We start from the raw sequence: 24,961 nt of genomic DNA, 5'->3' as shown, positions 1-24,961 counted from the left end.
GAAAATCGAACAGTTGGGATTTATTGAAGAATTTCGAAAGCGAGGTAAAAAATTGGAAATAAGCCCAATTATTACTCTGATCAGTGGAGCAGGTCTAGGAGCTATAATAAGTGCAATTTTAGTTTTTCTTAATAATAGTAAAAAAAATCAAATTGATTATATTACTAAGGAGAGAGCTGAATGGCGGAAGCAACTTAAAATAATATTAGAAAATTTAAAGGATAGTCAAAAGAAAGATTCTGCACTTATACAGTTAAAAAGCCAGATTAATCCGTTTGGAAAGAACATGGAAATTAAATATTCTAAGCCCTATTATATGAAAGATGGTCATATTTGGGATATCTTGGATAATGATGTAATTGACTATGATAGGCTGTCTTTGTATATAGCGCTGCTCTTGAAATATGATTGGGAACGCTCAAAAAAGGAAATAAAATTTAATCCTTCAACATTGTTAAGAGGAATGGTTTGGTTTACATTATTTATTTTATCTATTTATTCTTCAATTATTATATATAATAAAACTGAGGATTTGAATAATGATTTATATTTACTACTGTTTATAATATCTATAGTGTCAATTATATTTGTATCGTTACAAATATGGGTTACAAACTTAATTAAGTCAGTTCCTTCCAGACATAAAAAAGAGCAGATGTGGATATTCATTGTTTTTTATGCTTTTCCTTATGCGAACACTAGTCTAATTTTATTATTAAATATTCCATTTTTAAATTCTCAACTTTTTGATATATTTTCACTAATAGGTTTGTTTGTATATGAATTTTTTTATTTATCAATCATTGAATCATTAGAAGACGATTACGTTAAAGCAGTTGAACGAGTTACTATTAAACGAAATGTCCATAGCGACAAAGCAATTGATATTTACAAATCAATAGATAGGTTAGAAAGAAGACTTTATGGATACTCTTATAATCGAACTGACGTTGAGATACTGAGAAAAAAACGTCGGAAATTACAGAAAAAGTTAATAAAAAAACTAAGGCCGTCAGTCTTCATATTTCATCCCACTTTATACATTAGATATCGAAAGAAAAAATCTAGGATATCAAAGATTGTCAAAAGACTACTTACAAACACTTAAAGAAGAACTTAAATGCAAAACTTTCACCTAAATACAATCCAGCCGAGATTGAAGTTGCTCGTTAACAAAACAACTTTAAGAAGACGTTCTCAAGACTCAAGAAGTTCAAAAGTCTCAATCTTTTTCGTTCGTGATTCCCACCACCAAATGTAACTGGAAAAAATTCTACCTTGGTCACGCTTGGGGAAACCTTCAAAGTCAACGAGTCGCTGAAAAAACTAAGATTTACCATTAAAGCCTGTATCCTAGGCTGTAAGAATATCCAATACAGCAGAGGTAGAGTCTGATTTATTGAAGAATGAGTTAGAGGAGAAAATAGATGGCTAAAAAGAAAAATAGAAAAAAAGAATTAAAACGCCAGCAAAAGTTGGATATCAAAGTTATTTCTGAAGAAGAGGCTGCTTGGACAGAAATCATGGCCAAAAATCCAACTTTTGTAGAACGTCGGACCATTCAAAATTTCGATGAACTACATACAGCAGTGATGCAATATGCTGATGAATACGGAGAGTATCCAGATGTTCAGCTAATCAATTACCAACTAAAAAATGGAAGTTTTGACTGGCATGAGGATCATGCTTTATTTAGAGAAGCTATGCATACTCCGAATACACAGAAGCGAAATAAACTGTTAAAGCAAGTTTTAAAAATCAATCCAGATTACTTTGCTGCTGATTTTCATTTATTCTTATCAGAAGTTGAAGATTTTGATTTGTCAACCTTTAAAAAAGTATTGGATTTTGAAATTCTAGTTTTAGAAAAATGGAAAATGAACGGATACAATAGTTGGAATTATTTTGAAGCTCGCCCTATCCTGTCTGCTCTGATGTTTCTGATTGAGTATTATATGATGGAGAACTTCAATTCTAAGGCTATAGAATTGATTGACCTATATTTGAGTAAGCGACCAGAACGGTTTCCTCCTAATTTTGTCTTCTGTATGCTTTCCTTGTATCATATTACTGGTCAGGAACTAAAGGTTGAACGTTTTTATCGTGAAGAATTAAATAAAGGGAAACGGGATGATACCATTCTTATTCATGCCATCATCTCTGCTTTTTCTCAAGGAAAAATTGAGGAAGCCAGTCAGCTATTTGCAAAATTAGTGGAGATCAATGATGAAGCTGTTGAATTCTTTATAGAGGAAGATTGGCAATTCAAAGTTATAGATATCGAAGACCAAGAATGCTATTGTCCAAATTCAGTTGAATCGCTACAAGCTAGTTTGTATCCTCTGTTTGATTATTTACTAGAAAATATTATTTTAACGAAATTTTTAACAAACGAAGCCAAGAAGTTCCGTCGTAAACCAGTATTTTCGAATCATTCTAGTATGATAAGAAATTTATCCGAGGTCACTGACTGGTATTCCTTTATGAACGAGGAAACAATGAAGGGAATTCGGATGGATCTTGTTCATATCTTTGTTGAAAATGGGATTCGTAGGTCTTCAGATTTCAAAAAATGGACTGAAAAAGAAGTTCTCGCTTTGAAGGGAATTGGTCCCGTAACCGTTAAAAAGCTGAAAGAAAACGGCATAAAGTTTAAGAACGAGAAGTAGTTGTTTATGGAAAGTAGGAGGTGAAATGGTCTTGAATGAAATTTCTAATTTCATCCTGTATACTACACCAAATGGCGACGTTCAGCTAGATATCCTTTTACAGGATGAAAATCTTTGGTTGACTCAAAAAGGTCTTGCAGAGCTCTTTGGAGTTGAACGAAGTGTCATTACAAAGCACTTAAAAAACATTTATGATAGTGGTGAATTAGATAAGGTGTCAACTTGTGCAAAATTTGCACAGGTTCAACAAGAGGGAAATAGAGCTGTCCGGCGTGAACTTGAATATTACAATCTGGATGCTATCATTTCAGTTGGTTATCGTGTAAATTCTAGCAAGGCTACTCAATTTAGAATTTGGGCAACCAAGACCTTGAAAGAATTTATCATCAAAGGTTTTGTTTTAGATGATGAACGCTTGAAACAAGGACAGACAGTTTTCGGAAAAGATTATTTTCGTGAACTTTTAGAACGAATTCGCTCTATTCGTTCTAGCGAGCGCCGAATCTATCAACAAATTACGGATATCTTTGCCGAATGTGCCATAGATTATGATCGAAACTCAGATATTACTAAAAATTTCTATGCTATGGTGCAAAATAAATTTCATTATGCAATTACTGGAAGTACGGCTGCAGAAATTATCTATCAGCAAGCCGATGCTAGTAAAGAAAAAATGGGATTAACTATTTGGAAACATGCACCTGATGGACGAGTACTCAAATCAGATGTAACGGTGGCTAAAAACTATTTGCAAGAAAAAGAAATTCGACAACTAGAGCGAACTGTTACAGCCTATTTTGATTATATCGAGGGTTTGGTTGAGCGCCGTAATACTTTTACAATGCGAGGATTGGCAGATAGTATTGATCGTTTTCTATCTTTTAATGAGTACGAAATTTTAGAAGGAAAAGGAAGTGTTTCCAAGAAACAAGCAGACTCAAAAGCCATCCAGGAGTATGAAAAATTTAACCGAACTCAAAAAATTATATCAGACTTTGATAAACATATTATGAAGATAATGAGAGAAAGTTAATGTAACATTTTTACACGGTTTCTTTTTTGCTCATAGAAGATACTGAGAAAAACAAGATGAGTTGAATCACAGTCTATCTTCTACATACTAATTTTATTTAAAGATATTAACTAGAAAGGACAAACACATGTCTAAAGAACTTTCACCTAAATACAATCCAGCCGAGGTTGAGGCTGGTCGTTACCAAAAATGGCTGGATGCCGACGTTTTCAAGCCTTCAGGAGACCAAAAGGCTAAGCCTTATTCAATCGTCATTCCGCCACCAAACGTAACTGGGAAACTTCACCTTGGTCACGCTTGGGATACGACTTTGCAAGATATCATCATCCGTCAAAAACGCATGCAAGGTTTTGATACGCTTTGGCTTCCTGGTATGGACCACGCTGGTATTGCCACTCAAGCTAAGGTTGAGGAGCGCTTACGTGGTGAGGGCATTACGCGTTATGACCTCGGTCGTGAAAAATTCCTAGATAAAGTCTGGGAATGGAAAGATGAGTATGCCACTACCATCAAAGAACAATGGGGCAAGATGGGGCTTTCTGTAGACTACTCTCGTGAGCGTTTCACTCTTGATGAAGGTTTGTCAAAAGCTGTTCGTAAGGTCTTTGTGGACCTTTACAAGAAAGGATGGATCTACCGTGGTGAGTTTATCATCAACTGGGACCCAGCAGCTCGCACAGCTCTTTCTGATATTGAGGTGATTCACAAAGATGTCGAAGGTGCCTTCTACCACATGAATTACATGCTGGAAGACGGCTCACGCGCCCTTGAAGTTGCGACAACTCGTCCTGAGACCATGTTTGGGGACGTTGCGGTTGCGGTCAATCCAGAAGACCCACGCTATAAGGACTTGATTGGTAAAAATGTCATCCTTCCAATTGCTAATAAATTAATCCCGATCGTTGGAGACGAGCACGCAGATCCTGAATTTGGTACTGGTGTCGTGAAAATCACGCCTGCCCACGATCCAAACGACTTCTTGGTTGGTCAACGCCACAACTTGCCACAAGTCAACGTCATGAACGACGACGGAACTATGAACGAGCTTGCCTTCGAATTTGCAGGCATGGACCGTTTTGAAGCTCGTAAGGCAGTCGTTGCTAAACTGGAAGAAATCGGTGCCCTTGTTAAAATCGAAAAACGTGTCCACAGTGTTGGTCACTCAGAGCGTACAGGTGTTGTGGTTGAACCACGCTTGTCTACTCAGTGGTTCGTCAAGATGGACCAATTGGCCAAAAATGCTATTGCCAACCAAGACACAGAGGACAAGGTAGAGTTCTACCCACCTCGTTTCAACGATACCTTCCTCCAATGGATGGAAAATGTCCACGACTGGGTAATCTCTCGTCAGCTTTGGTGGGGTCACCAAATCCCTGCTTGGTACAATGCTGAGGGTGAAATATATGTCGGCGAAGAAGCTCCAGAAGGTGACGGTTGGACTCAGGACGAAGATGTCTTGGATACGTGGTTCAGTTCGGCTCTTTGGCCATTCTCTACCATGGGCTGGCCGGATGTCGACTCAGAAGACTTCAAACGTTATTATCCAACATCAACTTTGGTGACTGGTTATGATATTATCCCGTTCTGGGTATCTCGAATGATTTTCCAAGGTTTGGAATTTACTGGAAAGTCGCCATTTAAAAATGCCTTGATTCATGGTCTCATTCGTGATGAGCAAGGACGCAAGATGTCTAAATCTCTCGGTAACGGGATTGACCCAATGGATGTTATTGATAAGTACGGAACAGATAGCCTTCGTTGGTTCCTTTCAAACGGTTCTGCACCAGGTCAAGACGTGCGCTTCTCTTACGAGAAAATGGATGCTTCATGGAACTTCATTAACAAAATCTGGAACATCTCTCGCTACATCCTCATGAACAATGAAGGTTTGACCCTTGAGCAAGCAACTGCCAATGTGGAAAAAGTTGTCAACAAGGAAGCTGGAAATGTCACAGACTGCTGGATTCTCCACAACCTCAATGAAACGATCGGCAAAGTCACTGAAAACTTTGACAAGTTTGAATTTGGTGTTGCTGGACACATCCTCTACAACTTCATCTGGGACGAGTTTGCGGACTGGTACGTTGAGTTGACTAAGGAAGTCCTTTATAGCGACAATGAAGAAGAGAAAGTCATCACACGCTCTGTTCTCCTTTACACTCTGGACAAGATCCTTCGTCTCCTCCACCCAATCATGCCATTCGTGACAGAGGAAATCTTTGGACAAATCTCAGAAGGTTCTATCGTGACAGCAGAATACCCAACTGTCAATCCATCCTTTGAAGACCTTGTTGCCCACACTGGTGTGGAAAGCCTCAAAGACTTGATCCGTGCCGTTCGTAATGCGCGTGCTGAAGTAAACGTAGCCCCAAGCAAGCCAATCACCATCCTTGTTAAGACAAGCGATAGCGACTTGGAAGCCTTCTTTAACAGCAACGTCAACTACATCAAACGCTTCACAAATCCAGAACACTTGGAAATCGCGTCAAATATTCCTGCGTCTGAACTTGCTATGTCAAGCGTCATCACAGGAGCAGAAATCTACCTGCCACTGGCAGACCTCCTCAATGTCGAAGAAGAACTGGCCCGTCTCGACAAGGAACTTGCTAAATGGCAAAAAGAACTGGACATGGTCGGTAAGAAGCTCTCTAACGAACGCTTCGTAGCCAACGCCAAACCAGAAGTCGTCCAAAAAGAACGCGACAAACAAGCCGACTATCAAGCTAAGTACGACGCGACCGTCGCACGTATCGATGAGATGAAGAAGTTGGTGAAATAAAATAACATATACTTAATAGACAATTTATGCCTTTGCTCTGCTTTTTTACGTGGTTTATGATAAAATGATAGTGAGAGTCCTATTTCAAAAGGAGATAATACATGAAATTAATAATAAATAATATAGGGAACGTTAAATATGCAGAAATTGAAATAAAAGGTATTACAACTATTGCTGGGTATAATGGGACCGGAAAGAGTACAATTAGCCGCTCTTTATTTTCGATATTTAGTGCTAACTATGATATAATTAATAAAATTTCTAGTGATAGAACTGAATCAATTAATAAAATTTTGTTCAAATATTTATCAGATGTTGAGGTGAATTGGGAAACTTATTCTGCAAGAGGACAAGTTAGAAGAATAGCCCCAAGCCGTATTTTTAATGAGTTAATAGAAACAATTTCAAAAAATTTATTACTTATTATTGATGAAAATGTTGGTGAAATTTATAGTAATACTATAAAAAATAGTATTACCAATTCAATTATTGAGTTTAATGAAGATAATGTTAGATATCAGATTTCGAACATTGAAGATTTAGACTTAGATGTTATTTCGAAAAGCATTGAAGGAGTATTATCTCAGTCGGATCAATCTATTTTTAATCAAATTTTGACAAAGCATTTGAATGATGAATTTAATAATCAAATAAATAATATATATGATCCAGTAACGGGAATGATTTCCTTGCAAATAAAAGAGGAAAAAATAAATGTTGAAATTAATCAAAATATAGCTTCTTCAGATAAATTGATAAATTTTAAAACAGATGTGGTTTATATTGATGATGCAGCTGCTATAGTTGATAATTTTTATTTGAATAATTTTTGGTTTGAAATTAATTCAAAATTGAATCATAATTCTCACTTGATAGAACAAATGAATGACGAAAGTTATGATACATATACATTACGAGCTAGAACAACAGATAGATTAAACTTAGTGTTTAGGAATATTAACAACCTATTGAGAACAGAGTCTGTAAATAGTTCAGAAGATGAGGAGGATGAAAAAAAACTTAATATAGTTAATTATTCTTCGGGTATGAAAACTTTTTACTTAATTAAATCTCTTTTGGAAAAAGGAGTAATTAGAGAAAATGGAACACTGATATTAGATGAACCTGAAGTTCATTTACATCCAGAGTGGCAATTAAACTTTGCTGAAATTATAGTATTACTCCAGAAGGAATTTGGATTGCATATTCTTATTAACACTCATAGTCCCTATCTTTTGAATGCTATTGAAGTTTATTCCAAAATTCATAAACTTACGTCAGAAACAAAATACTATTTAGCGAAAATTGATGAGTCAAACATTCCTATTATCGAAGATATTAAACAGGAAACGAATCAAATTTATGATTTATTAACAGTACCTTTTGAAAAACTTGACAAGCTCGAGGAACTTTTGGAGGGGAATGATGATTAATTGTTTTATGAATGGTCATGTTATCAAAAATAACTGCAAAAAAACACTGAGAGATTGTTCAAAAGATGACCAAGGATGCGCGTTATCGAATATTGATGACGATGTGGTTGATTTTGATAATGTAAAAAAAATTTATTGTGCCAAACATTTAAATGCATCATATACAATTTTAAAATCAGTTGATACTTATTTGGAAGGAAATAATGATCAAATATTTTTGATAGAATTTAAGAATGCCAAGATTGATCAAAAACAGAAATATGGGCTACATTTAAAATTGAAAGATAGTCTTTTGATTTTGACGAACTCATTTGGATTTGATTTGAAAGATTTTCAAGAACGATTGAATTATATTGTAGTATATTGTGAAGGGAAGAATGATGTTTCGTCGCAATATCACAATTTTGCCACAAAAAATGGCATCCTACCTAGCTTTAAGAATCGGAAGTTAAAGCAAAAAATTGCAAAAAGAACCTCTAGCGGATATCCAGCATTTTGGGATTTAAGTAAATATAGACAAAGTCTAGTTAATGAGGTATATACTTTGAATGAAGAAGAGTTTTCAGAATACTATAATTCAAAAATAGACTCTGTAAAAATAAATGTAAGTTCGTATTCATTTTCTTGATTTATAATTTTCTTCACACGGAGAGTTATTAAAAGACTTTATTCTCGATTTAACATTAGTTATTACCCGTTATCTCAGATTAGCTAATTACTTTTAGAAAGCAGGTTACTACATGACAAATTTTGTAAGTTCGAACCGCTCTGAGAAGTTCGACATTGTAGCTTAATTTTCATATATAATCGCATTGAATTTATCTGGATTGATACCGAAAACCCACCTAGCGATGCCATCGGCTGGGTAGCAAAGAAATGAAAGTCCGTTTTAGACTAATTTCCACTTCGGCAAGGCAAGTGGAAGTTACTTTGAGAAGTTACGCAATAAAAAGTCCTGTCACTTTCTCCCCCTTAACCTTTGACTATTCCGTAAAATTATCGTAAAATAAAGAGTAAATGATAAAATGAGGTCAGAGTCTGTTTGCTCTGGCGATAGTAGTATAAATGAGGAGAAACGCTTTGGAATTAGAAGTATTTGCTGGGCAAGAAAAAAGTGAACTATCTATGATTGAGGTAGCGCGTGCTATCTTGGAACTTCGTGGTCGCGACCATGAGATGCATTTTAGCGATCTTGTAAACGAAATTCAAAACTACCTTGGAACATCAAACAGCGATATCCGTGAAGCCTTGCCTTTGTTCTACACAGAATTGAACTTTGACGGTAGCTTCATCTCTCTTGGGGATAACAAATGGGGTCTTCGTTCATGGTATGGTGTGGACGAAATCGACGAAGAAATTATCGCTCTTGAGGAAAATGATGACGATGAAGTAGCACCAAAAGCTAAGAAAAAACGTGTCAATGCCTTCATGGACGGCGATTCAGATGCTATTGACTATAATGCGGATGATCCGGAAGACGAAGATGCATATGAAGCAGATCCAGCTCTTTCATACGATGATGAAAATCCAGATGATGAGAAAAACGAAGTGGAAGCTTACGACGCAGAAATCAACGAAATCGCCCCAGATGACTTGGGTGAAGACGTGGATCTTAACGAAGAAGACGACGAGTTTTCAGATGATGATACTGAAAACATCGAGGAATAAAAGGTAAGTGGTAAGAGTTTTTAGATTGAATCAAATTTTCCTGTGAGGGAGAACAGAAATGTTCTCTCTCTTTTTTATTTGCTGAGAAATGGGGGATTTGATATGGAACGAGTAGGACGTCAGGAATTACTAGAACAATTATTAAATTATGAACCATTAGGATTTATTGATCCATTCTCAGATCTTGGGGAGTTTGATTCTCTCCAGAAGAAATTTAAACAGCCTGTTAAAGAGCTAGTGAATCGATATTCAGGACAACCTTACAGCTTGGCCTGGCAACATAAAATTATGGAAATGCGGAAGTTGTTTATTGCCTATCAGATAGCATTAAATGAAGAAGATAAGCAGATTAACTTTCAGCGAAGAACAAGAAGCGAAGAGTCCAAAGAACATGCTAATGCTATTGTAACAACCTATTTGAAGTTAGGATTTAGTTTTAAAGAGATTGAGAAGCGTGTTTCTTTATCTTACAAACAACTTCGTAGAGGATGGAGAAGAAGTGACCATGTAATGACAAGTAGTCCTGAATTTTATAGTAAACAGGACTTATCTGAAGGTTACTGTTTACCGAGTAAAAAGTTGCCTAAAAGCATGAGAATCAATGAGGAATAGTTATAATTTCCCAAATATTAGGAGAAGTATGAAGTTACAAGAATACTTTAGCTTAATCACAAAAAACGGATTAAGAACACAAAAATTTAAGAATAGCCATCTACAACTCATCTCTTCAGCTGAAGAGGGAAGACGAGGCTCTGTATTTGCTTATCGTTCAAAAGCGAATATGGTGAAGGCACGTGGTGTTGTTTTAACCTCTATCGAATCATTGCTGGAGAACCAGGATCAGTTTACACACTGGACTCCTAATGTATATTGCTACGGAAGCTATAGTGATGCTGGTCGACGGATTACACGTGGGCACTCTGAAGATAATCTTAGACAGATTAACACATTCTACATTGACTTCGATATTACCTCTGCAGCTGAAGAAATGACGACAGGAGATATTTTAACCGCTTCTCTGGAGCTAGGTTTTATGCCAACGTTGATTCTAAAATCTGATAAGGGATTTCAAGCCTATTTTGTCCTCTCAGAATCGGCTTATGTTACAGCTCATTCCCAATTTCGAGTGGTAAAGGTGGCCAAAGCAATCTCTCAAAATTTGAGAAATTACTTTGCTCAAACTTTACCAGTAGATATGACCTGTAACCATTTTGGAATTGCTCGGATTCCTCGAACTGATAATGTTGAATTTTTTGAAGCTGACTATACCTATTCGTTCCAGGAGTGGTTAGATTGGTCGATGAAGCAATCAGATCTTCCCTTCCCAAGTAAAAAGCCCAATTTGACGGTTATTTCAGGTTCTGAAGGGGTGAAACAGATTGATGAACCCTGGTATCAATTGCTGATGAGAGAGGGAAATATCAAAGGTGGAAAAGCCTTGATGGGAAGAAACAACGTTCTTTTCACGCTAGCTTTAGCCAACTTTTCTTCAGGAATCAATCAGGAAGAATGTGAGGAAGTTCTTTCTAGTTTTAATGCAAATCTAGACGAACCACTCTCTTCAGTTGAATATCATAAGATTATCACAAGCGCCTACTCAGGAAAATATGAGGCTGCTAGCCGAGACTATGTAATGACTTTATGTAAAGCATGGGTCAATCAGGAACTCAAGGCTTCAGATCTCTTTGTGAAGCAACGTTGGTACAAGTTTAAGAAGAAACGTGCAGACAGAAAGAATAGTCATTATTCCGAGTGGGAAGAAGATCTTATGTTTTACATTACAAAGAGAACGAATCAAGATCAAACTATTTTAAAAGTGACACAAAAAGACTTACAGATTGCTCTTGGAATTGCCAGTTCTAGCTTAAAAATCGTTCTACGTAGACTGGTAGAGAAGCATAAAATTTTTTTACAAGTTAAAAAAGGGCGAGGAGGGGGATTAATATTAGCCTCTATTCGAATGATAATCTTAACGGCTATGCAAAAGAAACAAGATGCTAAAAAGGCCTATTTAGATACCATTACGCATCTTTTGAAGATACCTAGAAAGATTATCAACCAAACTATTTATCATGTACAGGAGGGCTTAAAACATGCCATACAAGGAGAATTATTTGAGGAGGATGTGGGATAAAAGTAGGAAAAAATTTAATAGCCAGACTGCCATTACATTATATCTATGATACTGGAGGGAAAAGAATGAATGAAAAAAAGTGTCGTCGATGGACACAAGAAGAAATAGACTACGTGAGAATGTTTGCAGAAGATCCTGACGGCGACAATTGTATTACCGTAGCGATGTATCTAGGAAGAACTGCATCTGCAGTTAGAGGGAAAGTTCATCAATTGAGAAAAGAGGGAACTCAAACTAAACTATTGGATAAATGGTCCGACTGGGAAATTAATGCTTTAAAAAGAATGAGTGGGAAAATGACTGTGAAAGAACAAGCTAGGTTACTTGGTCGTTCTTATCATTCTGTGTGTCATAAAAGGAGTGATTTAGGGATACCTAATGTGCCTAGTCAGTATGGGAAAGAGATTAGAAAGTTGGCGCATCAAGGTTTATTTAGGAAAGAAATTGCAAGGAAATTGAGATTGAACTACTCTTCGCTTTGTCATTATATTACACGTGAGGGAATTCCTTGTGTGGTGGATGAAGAGGGGCGTTTACAAGGTATAACAGACAAGATAAAGTATCATAATCAATTGATGTCTTGGGCATTTTATAAGGAGGGTAAAAATGGATAAATGGCTAATCTTCAGTTTTTATAATGGTGATTTTATTCGTCACGATGATGTGATAGTAGTATTTGAAACAAAAGGTCTAGCTCGTCAATTTTTAGATCATTATCAGAAGCCCAAACAAAAAGAGACGGCGACTAACTATAAATACTACGATGCACCATTTCGATTTGTGAAGGAGGGGGATTATGGAGTGTTGTAAAATTATTCGAGGTTATTATTTGACTGGATTAGGACAGGAAGAATTGGCTTATTATTTCAAGGTGACGGAGGAACAATTTGAGGATTTAAATTTAAAAGTTGGCGATATTATGATAACTTTTTATCAGAATCAGGAAGTAATAACGAGTATTCCTGCTTTAGTAAGAGTAGCGTCATTGATAACTGATAAAACAATTGTAACTCAATATCTGAATTCTGAAAAAATAGATGGTTTTCCAATGTTTCCAATTGTTGAGAAGTATAAAAATTTTGATCCGATAGTTTTTAAACATATTATGGAAATGTATCAAAATATGAAAGAAGAAATCACACAGTTGAAATTAAAATAAAAAAATAAAGGAGAGAAAAATGGAATTAATTTTTAGAATTTTTGAAGCACTATTGTATAGTTTTGTAATGACACTCCTAGCATGGCTTTTAATTTATCCAATCTGTTACATACAGCTTCAATCATCTTCAAAGAAAAATAAAGTCAGGTTGTTTCCAGCTTCAGTTGCGGGTGTAATTTTATTCTTGTCTATTGCTCCTAAACGAGTCACAATCCTATCCGTAGAAGAGAGAAAACAACTTAAAAAGAATATAAAAAAGTAATAAAATTAGGCAGTTTAGAACCATATATTTTACAGAAATTAGGAGAAAAGTTGATGTTTATAAGTGTGTTTTAGTGTGTGTATGATGTGGGAGGGGGCAATTTGTAAGTATGTAAAAGTAGGCGAAGCCGAGAAAATTGGGGACACTAGAAACGTTGATACTATCAACTTATCACAGGATGTGGTAACAGTTTCCCTTATGCTCTTTTATTAGATATAGGAGAGGAAAAAGATAGGCAATTTGCCTGGTCAAAATATGGTCAAATTTCCCCCTGCTTCACTCTATAAAAATTAATTTGGAAAATGGTGTGTTTATGGATAATTGGAAAACGATGTTAGAAGTTGCGAAAGAGTTGGGGATTACAAAAAGTTTAGTTAGATATCACCGTCAAAAATTGGAGGATATTGATATCAAAAAACAAGGTGGTGTAACATACATTTCCCCTCAGGGTGTTATGAAAATAAAGAGCTTTTTACGGTCAACGGATTACGATGAAAGCTTTGAAACAATAGTTAAAAATCAACTCAGTTTGATTCAAGAATTATTAATGAGTCGGACAGAGTTGTATAGAGAAAATACTAGAGATACTATTGAACAATTTCGAGAATTTTTAATTCGTTCACCAGATAGTTTAAAAGTTTTACATGAATTGGAGGAACGGTCAAAAGGAACGCCAGAGAATGAGTTTTATTTCGTACTTGCAGATTATATTGAATTGAAAAGTAAGAGGCATTATGATTTTTTGGTGGAGTAGAAAGGATGGATAATAAATGACTAACGGAAAACGAAGTGAGTTAAAAATTCGTGGATTAACTCAACTGGAAATTGATTATTTAAAATCACTTGCTAAAAAGAAAAAAGCAAAATCTTTTAATGAGTTTTTACTTCAGATTTTGCGTGAAAAAATTGAATTTGGGAGATTCAATAGAGCTCAAGAATTATATGTAGCTCATTTGGAAAATATGAAATTAGCTTCAGACCATATTCAAAACCAAGTTCAAAAACAAACAGAACAATTAGATAGTTTCAACGAAAAGATCGATTGTTATGGCGATCATATTTCACGTTGGCTAGAGTATGAAGGGGAGGTAGAATGTGATGACTAAAGATTTACTTATTCGCAATATACCAGAAGATATGTTTATTCAGCTACATATGATGAAAAAGGAACAAAATTTTCCTTCTTTCAATGCGTTTATGTTAGCTCAGCTGGAAAAAATTTGTCAATTAGATGGCTTGAATTTATATGACAATGCCTTTTCTAAGAGTTTGACTGAAATTAAGGAACAGCAGAACAAAATTTTAGAGTTATTAATAAAAAATGAGATAACTATTTTGGGAGTTAGTGGGAAACAAGAAATAGTCGAAGAGCTGACAGTTAGCTGGTTAAATCGTGTTATGAAGGAGTGATTTTAGGCTAAAAGTTTGGTATAATAAAGCAAGTAAAACAGGAATAAAGGAGATCATCTATGATGAAACAGAAATTGATGCTTATTTTAGGAGTTCTTGGCCTCTGTATTGCTATCTTAACAGCTTGTTCAGGTAAAACTTCACAAAATGCAGACGGCACACCTAGCACCTTAAAAAGTCGTTATTTGGGGTATTATCGATCTGATACAGATAATGCGACATATTTTGATGAAACAACTAATGAGTTTGATTTTGATGTGAATAAGAGTACAATTTCAGACGGAACTGAAATTGAATCTCATATCAAAACATATCAAGTATTGTCTGAGGATGAGCTAGCTTCTAACTTTAAAGGTCAAGCTGAAAAAAATAAGGGAGAGATAAAAAATACAGATACTGCTGTTTTCTATATTGGTTTGATAAGTGATGATAGAAATGGAAATAAAGACGGTAAAATTTCAGTAGATGAGCAACGTTCGGTATATCAAATTATTTTGAGTAATAACGGTAATAGTATTAAAATTCTTTCGTTGGGTGATGATTGGGATCAGTTTGCTTTTACCGGAACAGCTAAAGACTAGTATTTTAAAGGAGCTTACTGGCTCCTTTTTTTTGTTTGTCCCTTTAATACAAGATATTTCATTATCTATTATGCTAGAAATAAAAACCGTAGGGAGAATATAATGAAATATGATAATTTTTCAGATTTAATGTCAAGATTCGATAACTTACATAACAAGATTCCAATAACAGATGAACGTTCGGCTCCTTTAGTTGAATTTTATAAGTATTGGAGCAATTACCTGGAACCAACACCAGCTTATTTAGCGTTTTTATCTAGTTTATGGGGCTCTTTGGCTAAAGGGCTGTATTTTATAACTGCTAGTCTAGAACATGTTTTTAACAATTTATTTAAGCTTTTTGGACTTTTCGGATATCTGGGGGATCAGAAGACAGTAATTGGTCAATTTTTTTACTGGTTTCAGGTAATTGGAACTTCTCTGTTTGCCTTAATACTCGTTGTATCAGCTGTTACAGGAGTTTTTACAAAACCAGTTAAATATAAAAATGTAATCTTAAATTTTTTGATGGTGACCCTAGTATCTTCAGCTTTACCGTTGGCTTTAACGACAATATCTACGGCTATTTCTGAAGATGTGCAGAGTGTTCAGAAAGTAGAGAGTGCCTCAGGAGACAATTCAAAGTATTTCTCTTCTCTAGCTATTCAACCTATGAAAAATAATGTTGTAGATTTGAAAGTTTTAATTGATAAGGATTTTTCAACAGAACTTTTCCCAATGGATGACTATGGATTTATTAAACCTATCCAGGAAGGCTCGACTCCTCTTAATAATATTTCAGATAGTCCAGATAAACGTGATACCTCTGATTTTGCTTCACGAATTGATTTTAGTGCCACATTTGGAGCGACTGATACAGTTCTATTAGATGCTCTTGAGACAAAACAAAAAGGATTAAAAGGACTCTTTCTTCATCAATTAAATGCAACTCAAAATGGAATTTTAACTGTTGATGAACATCGCTTTGTAAAGGGATTAAATGCTTTTGAACCAGTGTATATGCGTTATAAAGTCAATTGGATTGGGATGTTTGCTCAGTATTTTATTTTGATTATTCTTTTAACGAGTATGGCCATTAAACTCGTAAAATCTATTTTTGATATTCTTATTGAAGCACTTATTTCACCTCTAGTCGGTTATACTTCACTTTCTAACTCTAAAAAATATAAGGAATTATTAAGAACAATTGGCGGTGCTGGAGCAGGTATCTTCTTTGAGGTGATCATTATGCGTGTAACGCTTGAGATTTTCCGAGATTTACCAGTTCTCTCTGTCTCAGCTGTGGCGAAGCTTTCTGGAGGATTCTTTGAAGGCCTTAATAGTTGGGAACAAATGATAGCGGCCTGTGTAGTTTATGTTGGAGTATTCTTTGCAGCTATGCAAGGAGTGGCCATGATCGAGCGCTGGCTTGGAGTTTCAACAGGTCATAGTGAAACAGCTCAACAACTGCTCGGAGCTATGATGATGGGCAATGCCTTTGCGGCTGGAGCAGGTGGTGTCTTTAATGGGGGTATGGCACTTGGTCAATTTGGTATGGATATGGCACAAAAAGCTCCAGATGCCTTATCTAAAGGAAGCCAGATCCTAGGGAATAGCCTTGCCAGAACTGGAGGTGGTATTCAAGGTGCTTGGAACTCTGTAAAAGACCAGGGCTTGATGAATGCGGCCAAAGGTGGTGTAAGTAATATGGTTGATTTGGCAGAATGGAAAACTTTTGAAGCCATGCAAAATACGAAAGGGGCAGTAGGCAACGTTTTAAATAACCTAGATGATAAGGCCGTCTCTGCTCAAAATGCGACCTATAACGCTCTGAAAAATGATGCGGTTCCTGGAATTGGTCAGCCTGGCCCAATTGATATTCCTGAACCTCCAATCGATCCAGGAACAACGGATGCACCTATTGTCGATCCAACTTCTTCAGCTGAAGGAATGGAGTCCCCAATTCAAGATCCAAATTCACCTGCAGAGTCCCCAATTCAAGATCCAAATCCACCTGCAGAGGCACCAGTTTCAGAATCGACACAACCACCAGCACAGCCTGATTCTTCTCAACAAAAATTTCAACAGAGCATGAATCAAATGAATTACATGAACCAACAAATGCAACAAGCAGGACAGCGTATGCAGGGGGGACGTCATATCACAGGTGCTGAGAGTGAAGAAGATGATAATTAATGTTGACGTTTTTTTAAAAAAATGGCAAACTACTAACATTGTATTTGTTTGTTAGATTTAATAGTTCGTATCTATATCTTTAACTCCTGATTTATGTCAGGAGTTTTTTGTAGAATTAAAATAAATTTGCCTAAAGTTCTACCTGACTTGTACAATAGCTCTATTGTACTAAAGGAGGTTGTGGCAGGTGCTAGATGAACGTTTATTCAAGGAGAATTTATTAGAGAGCAGCGGTAAAGATTTTTTAAATTGGATAAAATCTTATGATGATTCACAAGTGCCTATCATGAAGCGAAGAGGTTATACCTGTATTCATTCAATGGAGCGAACAGTAGCTTTTACATTTGGGGAATTTACTTTTAGGAGAAGGCGTTGGAAAAAAGGAGATAACTGGATAATTCCTGTTGATGATAAATTGGGTTTAGAGAGAAATACTAGGTATTCCAGAGAATTTATGTACCAAATAGCTAAATTATCTACTATGATGTCTTATGGAAAAGTGATACAAGTGATTGAAATGACTTATAATATTGTGATTACAAAACCTACAGTCGTTAAGGCAGTTAAACTATGCGCTGATTTGTTGAAGAAACAGGAAAGTTACCAGTCTTATCAAGAATCAAACGAAATAAAAGAGAAAGTAGATGTCATCTACGTAGAGGGAGATGGTGTAATGGTAAAATCAAGTGATAAAAATCTAAATAATCGCCGTATAGATCTTTCTCATTTTGTCGTACATACAGGAAGCAAAAAGATAGGGAGTAAGAGATTTGAACTGCAAAACAAAAAGGAATTTATTTCACCCAAAAATCGTTTAGTGAGAGAGCAGGTAATAGACTATTTAACTAATACTTTCGAGATTAGTAAAGAAACTATTTTTGTCACTAATTCAGATGGAGGGCATGGCTATACACCGTATGTCTTTAAAGAAATGGCAAAGATACTCAGAGTAAGTCGCCATGAGCATTTTTGGGACGAATATCATCTTAATCATAGTTTAAAAAGCTTTTTCAATTCTTATCCATCAGAGCTTTTAGAGAAAGCATTTCAAGCGATTCAAAGGCATGACAAAAGTTTATTACGTAGTGTTTTAGATACGACAGAGGCTTTAATAGAGACTCAGGAAGAGATAGAACAGTTCTATAAATTTAAACGGCGCCTTCTTCAAAATTTTCAATATACCAAGCCTGCAGAATTGAGAGGCCTTTCACATTCTGGAATAGGTATAATGGAAAGTCAGCATCGTAAAATTACTTACCGTATGAAGAGAGGTGGAAAATATTGGACAGAAAAAGGAGCAGAAGCAATGAGTAAAATGATACTCTTGGCTGATAAAGACGAACTCCGAGAATTATTATTGGGGTCTTGGATTGTTGACTATGATCAAATTCAAGAGCAAAGAGGTCTATCTGGTGGGGAGGTTAGACGCTTAGAGTCCAAAAAAACAAGTCAATATATGCCAACTGGGAAAATTACCTGGAAGAAATTTAAACCCTGATATTTAGAAATAGTTGCACCAGGGGATAAAACGTGCTATAATGATATCAAATTTAAGCAAATAAAAAAGCCGTAAGGACTGCAATCCTTACGGCACCGAGTAAGTAAAAACCGAAAGAAGAAATTTTATTTCCCCAACTTACTCAGTCTACATACTCTATGTTAAAGCATAATGAGCAGAATGTCAAGACTGGGACAAGGGAAATCCTAGTTTTTTTTCTTGCTTGGGGGTCTCTCTCATAGGGTTTGAGGTTTTCTAAAAAATTTTACCACTTACGAATAAAAGTTAGCTATTGACAATTATCTTATTTTTAGGTATCATATTGTTCGGGCACCTCTTTTAGAGGTCGGGGCTCCCTAGTTCTTAGGGAGCTATTTTTGTTTTTTCAAGAAGTTATCTTCTTGTATTTTAGTTGTGAATCTGGTGCAGTCGTCCCAGATTATTCTTATTAGTAGGGTCTTGTTTTCTATGTCCCCTCGTAGTCAGCAAGACCTTGAGCATTTTAGAAAGAGGAATCTATGTCTACGAAATATATTTTTGTAACTGGTGGTGTCGTATCGTCTATTGGGAAAGGGATTGTTGCAGCAAGTCTAGGCCGTCTCTTGAAAAATCGTGGTCTCAAAGTAACCATTCAAAAGTTTGACCCTTATATCAATATCGATCCGGGAACTATGAGTCCTTACCAGCACGGAGAAGTCTTTGTGACAGATGATGGGGCTGAGACAGATTTGGACTTGGGTCACTATGAACGTTTCATCGATATTAATCTTAACAAATATTCCAACGTGACAACTGGTAAAATTTACAGTGAAGTTCTTCGTAAGGAACGTCGTGGAGAATATCTTGGGGCAACTGTTCAAGTCATTCCTCATATCACAGATGCTTTGAAAGAAAAAATCAAGCGTGCCGCTCTAACGACTGACTCTGATGTCATTATCACAGAGGTTGGTGGAACCGTTGGGGATATTGAATCCTTGCCATTCCTAGAGGCTCTTCGTCAGATGAAGGCAGATGTGGGGGCGGATAATGTCATGTACATCCACACAACCTTGCTTCCCTACCTCAAGGCCGCTGGTGAAATGAAGACCAAACCAACTCAACACTCTGTAAAAGAATTGCGTGGATTGGGAATCCAGCCAAATATGTTGGTTATTCGTACAGAAGAGCCAGCTGGCCAAGGAATTAAAAATAAACTAGCACAGTTCTGTGATGTGGCACCAGAAGCTGTTATCGAGTCTTTGGATGTCGAACACCTTTACCAAATTCCATTGAACTTGCAGGCTCAAGGTATGGACCAAATTGTCTGTGACCATTTGAAATTAGACGCACCAGTAGCAGATATGACAGAATGGTCAGCTATGGTGGACAAGGTCATGAACCTTAAGAAACAAGTCAAGATTTCCCTTGTTGGTAAGTATGTTGAGTTGCAAGATGCTTATATCTCAGTGGTCGAAGCCTTGAAACACTCTGGTTATGCCAATGACGCAGAAGTTAAAATCAATTGGATAAATGCCAATGATGTGACAGCAGAGAATGTGGCAGAGCTCTTGTCTGATGCGGACGGAATCATCGTACCAGGTGGTTTTGGCCAACGTGGTACTGAAGGGAAAATCCAAGCCATCCGCTATGCGCGTGAAAATGATGTTCCTATGTTGGGTGTCTGCTTGGGAATGCAGTTGACTTGTATTGAGTTTGCTCGTCACGTTTTGGGGCTTGAAGGTGCCAATTCTGCAGAGCTTGCACCAGAAACAAAATACCCTATCATTGATATCATGCGTGATCAGATTGATGTTGAGGATATGGGTGGAACCCTTCGTTTGGGACTTTATCCATCTAAGTTGAAACGTGGCTCTAAGGCTGCGGCTGCTTATCACAATCAAGAAGTGGTGCAACGCCGTCACCGTCACCGCTATGAGTTTAACAACGCCTTCCGTGAGCAGTTTGAGGCAGCAGGCTTTGTCTTCTCAGGAGTTTCTCCAGACAATCGTTTGGTCGAAATTGTGGAAATTCCTGAAAATAAATTCTTTGTAGCGTGTCAGTATCACCCTGAACTTTCAAGTCGTCCAAACCGCCCAGAAGAACTCTACACTGCCTTTGTCACTGCAGCAGTTGAGAACAGCAATTAGCAAAATCAGAACCTTTGAGAACAATCTCAGAGGTTTTTTGCTAGCATATTTAGGATAAGATTTGCAAAATAAAAACATAGTGATATAATTAACATAAAAAATCCTAAGGAGGATCTACGATGAAAAAAATCACATTATTTGGTTTGTCTCTAGCTGGTCTAGCTTTACTGGCTTTTCCACATTCAGGGCAGGCATTTGAGCTTAAAGAAGAATGGGTTGTTAAGTGTGGAGTGCAGTATCAAGATGGCAAGATTCTTCGGTTTAACAATGGTCATGAAGTGGATATCAAAGTCTTGGATTTGCCAAAAACCGAGAAAATCGAGTGGACAGTTAGTCTCAATGGTCAAGATCAAACTGTTAATTTCCTAGGTCAAGAAAAGGACAAGTCTATGATTGGTATAGAGGGGCGTTACCTGAATTTCTATGTTCCATATGGCTATAGGGGAGATATCAAGGTCGAGGCTAAGAGCGGAAACGAAGTGAAGATCTGGTCAACGAAAGTTGTGGATGATATTCATAATGATAGTGGAAAGAGAGGCTACTACCATATTAAAGAATCAAATGATCAATACACCTACCTTGATACAAAATGGGATTATCAAACCAAGACTTATACTGCTACCTTACCAGAGACTGTCAATGGTCAAAAAGTCTTTGCTTGGGCAAATTATGATAATGACGAGTTGAAGCTTGAAAAACTAAAATCTATCAGTCATAAATATGATGGAGGATCTTTCAAAGAACTTTATCCGATTGTAAAAGCAGAAAGTTGGCTAAAATCAAACCAAAACTGGTACTATCAAAAACAAGGTCAATTAGTGCAGAAGGATTGGGTTAAGGACAAGGGAACTTGGTACTTTATGAATGATAAAGGAGTCATGTTCAATCAAACTTGGCTCTATCAAGGTGGTAACTGGTATGCCTTTAAATCATCAGGAGCTATGATTGCGAGTGATTGGCTTTACGACCAAGGCAAGTGGTACTATTTATCAACTTCAGGAGCCATGAAAGCAAGCACTTGGGTTTATGACAAGGGAGAATGGTATTATGTAAGTTCTTCTGGTGACATGCTAGCGAATGATTGGGTCAAAGACAATGGTAAGTGGTATTATCTAGCTTCATCAGGTAAGATGCTTCGCAATACCTACACGCCAGATGGTTACTACGTTGGCAACTCAGGTGCCTGGCAATAAGAATAATACTCTTCGAAAATCTCTTCAAGCCACGTCAGCTTCATCCACAACCTCAAAACAGTGTTTTGAGCTGACTTCGTCAGTTCTATCTACAACCTCAAAGTAGTGCTTTGAGCAACCTGCGGCTAGCTTCCTAGTTTGCTCTTTGATTTTCATTGAGTATAAGAAGTCCTTTTCCTGCAAGGAAGAGGCTTTTTACTTGCTTTTCTGCTGCTTCCTCATTTGTCCTAAAGCCTTTTTTGTGTTAAAATGAATGGTATGAAAGCTAAAAAAATGTGGATGGCAGGCTTGGCTTTGCTTGGTGTTGGAAGCCTTGCCCTTGCTACGAAAAAAGTTGCAGATGACCGTAAGCTCATGAAGACTCAGGAAGAGTTGACAGTGATTGTGCGAGACTATTTTTCAGATATGGGGGAAATTGCGACCCTCTATGTTCAAGTTTATGAAAGCAGTCTAGAGAGCTTGGTTGGTGGCGTCATTTTTGAGGATGGCCGTCATTATACCTTTGTCTATGAAAATGAAGACCTAGTCTATGAGGAGGAAGTCTTATGATACAACCAGCAAGTTTAGAAGAATTGGCATCCTTAGTAGAAAAAGATGGCAAGAAAGTCTTCCTTTTTGTGGCGGACTGGTGTGGCGATTGTCGTTATATCTATCCTGCCTTGCCAGAAATTGAGGAGACCAATCCAGAGTTCACCTTTATTCGAGTGGACCGAGACCAGTATATGGATTTGGCCAAACTCTGGGATGTTTATGGAATCCCCAGCCTTGTTGTACTAGAAAAGGACATGGAAATCGGCCGTTTTGTCAATCGCGACCGTAAAAGCAAGCAACAAATTAACGACTTTTTAGCAGGACTGAAGTAGGAGAAAAAGGAAACAATGATTTTTACATATAACAAGGAACATGTCGGTGATGTCCTTATGGTCATCGCGAAAAATAGCGGAGATGCCAAACTGGATGTGGAGCGCAAAGGCAAGGTGGCTCGTGTTTTCCTGAAAGATAATGGGGAAACAGTGGCATGGAATATTTTTGAAGTTTCAAGTTTGTTTGAAATTGCAGAGCGCGGTCAAGTCTTTTTATCAGATGAGCAAGTCGCTCGTTTGAACCAAGAATTGCAGGCGGAAGGATTTACAGAAGAAATTGTCAATGACAAGGAACCTAAGTTTGTTGTTGGTGAGATTGTCGAGATGGTAGCCCATCCAGATAGTGACCACCTCAACATCTGCCAAGTTGCAGTCGCAAGTGACAAGACAGTACAAATCGTTGCAGGTGCTCCTAATGCACGTGTCGGTCTGAAAACCATTGTGGCTCTTCCTGGAGCTATGATGCCAAAAGGCAATCTTATTTTCCCAGGTGAGCTTCGTGGCGAAAAGAGTTTTGGCATGATGTGTAGCCCTCGTGAATTGCATTTGCCAAATGCTCCGCAAAAACGTGGTATTATTGAATTATCAGAAGACCAAGTTGTCGGGACTCCATTTGATCCAGCTAAGCACTGGACTGCCTAAGAAGTTGTTAGTATCTGATAGACCAGCTAGAAGGAAATAAGATGGCAAAAAATGTTGTGATTACAGGAGCGACATCAGGTATTGGTGAAGCGATTGCGCGTGCGTATCTGGAGCAGGGTGAGAATGTTGTTTTAACAGGACGACGGATTGATAGACTTGAAGCCTTAAAAATTGAGTTTGCAGGAACTTTTCCAAATCAAGTAGTTTGGACCTTTCCACTAGATGTGACGGATATGACCATGGTGAAGACTGTCTGCTCCGATATTCTAGAAACGATAGGTCAGATTGATATTCTGGTCAACAATGCCGGACTGGCTCTAGGTTTGGCACCCTATCAGAACTATGAAGAGTTGGATATGTTGACCATGCTGGATACCAATGTCAAGGGTTTGATGGCAGTCACTCGCTCTTTCTTGCCAGCAATGGTAAAAGCCAATCAAGGACATATCATCAATATGGGCTCAACCGCAGGAATTTATGCCTATGCGGGTGCAGCAGTTTATTCAGCTACCAAGGCAGCGGTTAAGACCTTTTCAGATGGTCTGCGAATTGATACCATCGCAACGGATATCAAGGTGACGACCATTCAACCGGGGATTGTCGAAACAGATTTTTCGACGGTACGTTTTCACGGTGATAAAGAACGAGCTGCGACGGTCTACAAAGGAATAGAAGCCTTGCAAGCTCAGGATATTGCAGACACAGTAGTTTATGTGACCAGTCAACCTCGCCGTGTTCAGATTACAGATATGACCATTATGGCCAATCAACAGGCGACAGGTTTCATGGTTCATAAAAAGTAAAAAATTTCCTCGAAAAGTTACAAATTTCTGTAACTTTTTTTGAGTTCTTACGAATAGATAAGTAGGAGGAAGAAAATATGTATAATAAAGTTATCTTAATTGGACGTTTAACGTCTACACCAGAATTGCACAAAACCAACAATGACAAGTCAGTAGCGCGAGCGACTATTGCAGTCAACCGTCGTTACAAAGACCAAAACGGGGAGCGCGAAGCTGACTTTGTCAATATGGTTTTATGGGGCAGACTAGCAGAAAGCTTGGCCAGCTACGCAACTAAAGGTAGTCTTATCTCTGTGGATGGAGAACTTCGTACCCGTCGCTTTGAGAAAAATGGTCAAATGAACTACGTGACCGAAGTACTTGTCACAGGATTCCAACTCTTGGAAAGTCGTGCCCAACGTGCCATGCGTGAAAATAATGCAGGACAAGATTTGGCGGATTTGGTCTTGGAAGAGGAAGAATTGCCATTTTAAGCATTAAAAAGTCTGAGTTGGTCTCAGGCTTTTTTATACTGTCTAAATGTGTTACAATGA

At 37.3% G+C, this 24,961-nt stretch carries 27 protein-coding genes; 26 read left to right on the top strand and 1 reads right to left on the bottom strand.

Annotated features, from left to right (window positions below; translation table 11 throughout):
* Positions 1–13 precede the first annotated feature (13 nt).
* The 21 genes from N8M09_RS06395 (at position 14) to N8M09_RS06295 (ending at position 22,120) form a co-directional block, all read left to right on the top strand.
* Complete coding sequence (locus tag N8M09_RS06395; protein ID WP_261064600.1) at positions 14–1,108, top strand: hypothetical protein; 1,095 nt, start codon at positions 14–16, stop codon at positions 1,106–1,108.
* 319 nt (positions 1,109–1,427) lie between these two features.
* Positions 1,428–2,669, top strand: a complete 1,242-nt coding sequence (locus N8M09_RS06390; RefSeq protein WP_261064598.1) for a hypothetical protein — start codon at positions 1,428–1,430, stop codon at positions 2,667–2,669.
* Positions 2,670–2,700: 31 nt separating this feature from the next.
* On the top strand, positions 2,701–3,702 hold the full coding sequence (locus N8M09_RS06385; protein WP_261064647.1) for a virulence RhuM family protein: 1,002 nt from the start codon (positions 2,701–2,703) through the stop codon (positions 3,700–3,702).
* Positions 3,703–3,829: 127 nt separating this feature from the next.
* A complete protein-coding gene (locus tag N8M09_RS06380; protein WP_261064596.1) occupies positions 3,830–6,481 on the top strand; it encodes a valine--tRNA ligase in 2,652 nt (883 codons plus the stop codon).
* A gap of 101 nt (positions 6,482–6,582) precedes the next feature.
* Complete coding sequence (locus tag N8M09_RS06375; RefSeq protein ID WP_261064594.1) at positions 6,583–7,914, top strand: AAA family ATPase; 1,332 nt, start codon at positions 6,583–6,585, stop codon at positions 7,912–7,914.
* Positions 7,907–8,542, top strand: coding sequence for a hypothetical protein (locus N8M09_RS06370; RefSeq protein ID WP_261064593.1), 636 nt, complete (start codon positions 7,907–7,909; stop codon positions 8,540–8,542). Before N8M09_RS06375 ends, N8M09_RS06370 begins: the two co-directional genes overlap by 8 nt.
* Before the next feature lie 452 nt (positions 8,543–8,994).
* Entirely contained in the window at positions 8,995–9,582 is a 588-nt protein-coding gene (gene rpoE, locus N8M09_RS06365) for a DNA-directed RNA polymerase subunit delta (RefSeq protein ID WP_000418409.1), read from the top strand.
* A gap of 102 nt (positions 9,583–9,684) precedes the next feature.
* Positions 9,685–10,194: a modification methylase Sau96I gene (locus N8M09_RS06360; RefSeq protein WP_261064591.1), complete on the top strand. Its 510-nt coding sequence runs from the start codon at positions 9,685–9,687 to the stop codon at positions 10,192–10,194.
* Between the two features lie 28 nt (positions 10,195–10,222).
* On the top strand, positions 10,223–11,716 hold the full coding sequence (locus tag N8M09_RS06355; protein WP_261064588.1) for a primase C-terminal domain-containing protein: 1,494 nt from the start codon (positions 10,223–10,225) through the stop codon (positions 11,714–11,716).
* Between the two features lie 65 nt (positions 11,717–11,781).
* Positions 11,782–12,330, top strand: coding sequence for a hypothetical protein (locus N8M09_RS06350; protein WP_120770707.1), 549 nt, complete (start codon positions 11,782–11,784; stop codon positions 12,328–12,330).
* A complete protein-coding gene (locus N8M09_RS06345; RefSeq protein WP_038804259.1) occupies positions 12,323–12,526 on the top strand; it encodes a hypothetical protein in 204 nt (67 codons plus the stop codon). Before N8M09_RS06350 ends, N8M09_RS06345 begins: the two co-directional genes overlap by 8 nt.
* Complete coding sequence (locus N8M09_RS06340; protein WP_261064585.1) at positions 12,513–12,875, top strand: hypothetical protein; 363 nt, start codon at positions 12,513–12,515, stop codon at positions 12,873–12,875. The genes N8M09_RS06345 and N8M09_RS06340 overlap by 14 nt, the downstream gene beginning before the upstream one ends.
* Before the next feature lie 19 nt (positions 12,876–12,894).
* Complete coding sequence (locus N8M09_RS06335) at positions 12,895–13,137, top strand: hypothetical protein (protein ID WP_038804257.1); 243 nt, start codon at positions 12,895–12,897, stop codon at positions 13,135–13,137.
* Positions 13,138–13,450: 313 nt separating this feature from the next.
* Positions 13,451–13,891: a hypothetical protein gene (locus N8M09_RS06330; RefSeq protein ID WP_007520128.1), complete on the top strand. Its 441-nt coding sequence runs from the start codon at positions 13,451–13,453 to the stop codon at positions 13,889–13,891.
* A 16-nt stretch (positions 13,892–13,907) separates the two neighbouring features.
* On the top strand, positions 13,908–14,243 hold the full coding sequence (locus N8M09_RS06325) for a hypothetical protein (protein ID WP_261064580.1): 336 nt from the start codon (positions 13,908–13,910) through the stop codon (positions 14,241–14,243).
* The gene (locus N8M09_RS06320; protein ID WP_038804255.1) at positions 14,236–14,547 is read left to right on the top strand and encodes a hypothetical protein; all 312 of its coding nucleotides are present in this window, start codon (positions 14,236–14,238) and stop codon (positions 14,545–14,547) included. Before N8M09_RS06325 ends, N8M09_RS06320 begins: the two co-directional genes overlap by 8 nt.
* Positions 14,548–14,606: 59 nt before the next feature.
* Positions 14,607–15,128 (top strand): hypothetical protein, encoded by a 522-nt coding sequence (locus N8M09_RS06315; RefSeq protein ID WP_038804254.1) that lies wholly within the window; start codon positions 14,607–14,609, stop codon positions 15,126–15,128.
* Positions 15,129–15,230: 102 nt separating this feature from the next.
* A complete protein-coding gene (locus tag N8M09_RS06310; RefSeq protein ID WP_261064576.1) occupies positions 15,231–17,303 on the top strand; it encodes a pLS20_p028 family conjugation system transmembrane protein in 2,073 nt (690 codons plus the stop codon).
* Between the two features lie 187 nt (positions 17,304–17,490).
* Positions 17,491–18,801, top strand: a complete 1,311-nt coding sequence (locus N8M09_RS06305) for an ISLre2 family transposase (RefSeq protein ID WP_049538652.1) — start codon at positions 17,491–17,493, stop codon at positions 18,799–18,801.
* Between the two features lie 518 nt (positions 18,802–19,319).
* Positions 19,320–20,927, top strand: a complete 1,608-nt coding sequence (locus N8M09_RS06300) for a CTP synthase (RefSeq protein ID WP_000105246.1) — start codon at positions 19,320–19,322, stop codon at positions 20,925–20,927.
* A gap of 119 nt (positions 20,928–21,046) precedes the next feature.
* The gene (locus N8M09_RS06295) at positions 21,047–22,120 is read left to right on the top strand and encodes an N-acetylmuramoyl-L-alanine amidase family protein (protein WP_261064571.1); all 1,074 of its coding nucleotides are present in this window, start codon (positions 21,047–21,049) and stop codon (positions 22,118–22,120) included.
* 24 nt (positions 22,121–22,144) lie between these two features.
* Here the strand turns inward: N8M09_RS06295 and N8M09_RS06290 are convergent, their stop codons facing one another.
* The gene (locus tag N8M09_RS06290; protein WP_261064570.1) at positions 22,145–22,276 is read right to left on the bottom strand and encodes a hypothetical protein; all 132 of its coding nucleotides are present in this window, start codon (positions 22,274–22,276) and stop codon (positions 22,145–22,147) included.
* A 93-nt stretch (positions 22,277–22,369) separates the two neighbouring features.
* Here N8M09_RS06290 and N8M09_RS06285 point away from each other — a divergent pair, with 93 nt between their 5' ends.
* The 5 genes from N8M09_RS06285 to N8M09_RS06265 all read left to right on the top strand — a co-directional run bounded on the left by N8M09_RS06285 (position 22,370) and on the right by N8M09_RS06265 (position 24,901).
* Positions 22,370–22,669 carry a DUF4651 domain-containing protein gene (locus tag N8M09_RS06285; RefSeq protein WP_261064568.1) on the top strand — a complete coding sequence of 100 codons (300 nt, stop codon included), beginning with the start codon at positions 22,370–22,372 and terminating at the stop codon, positions 22,667–22,669.
* The gene (locus N8M09_RS06280; RefSeq protein ID WP_261064566.1) at positions 22,666–22,983 is read left to right on the top strand and encodes a thioredoxin family protein; all 318 of its coding nucleotides are present in this window, start codon (positions 22,666–22,668) and stop codon (positions 22,981–22,983) included. Before N8M09_RS06285 ends, N8M09_RS06280 begins: the two co-directional genes overlap by 4 nt.
* Positions 22,984–22,998: 15 nt before the next feature.
* On the top strand, positions 22,999–23,625 hold the full coding sequence (ytpR, locus tag N8M09_RS06275; protein WP_261064565.1) for a YtpR family tRNA-binding protein: 627 nt from the start codon (positions 22,999–23,001) through the stop codon (positions 23,623–23,625).
* Positions 23,626–23,666: 41 nt separating this feature from the next.
* Positions 23,667–24,428: an SDR family NAD(P)-dependent oxidoreductase gene (locus N8M09_RS06270; protein ID WP_261064562.1), complete on the top strand. Its 762-nt coding sequence runs from the start codon at positions 23,667–23,669 to the stop codon at positions 24,426–24,428.
* 77 nt (positions 24,429–24,505) lie between these two features.
* The gene (locus N8M09_RS06265; protein ID WP_000282439.1) at positions 24,506–24,901 is read left to right on the top strand and encodes a single-stranded DNA-binding protein; all 396 of its coding nucleotides are present in this window, start codon (positions 24,506–24,508) and stop codon (positions 24,899–24,901) included.
* The last annotated feature ends 60 nt before the right edge of the window (positions 24,902–24,961 follow it).

Origin of the sequence: Streptococcus mitis (assembly GCF_946190375.1) — a bacterium.
In the GTDB taxonomy this organism is placed as follows: domain Bacteria; phylum Bacillota; class Bacilli; order Lactobacillales; family Streptococcaceae; genus Streptococcus; species Streptococcus mitis_CJ.
Note: the sequence above shows the minus strand (reverse complement) of the source record. Positions and strands in the feature narration are given on the sequence as shown.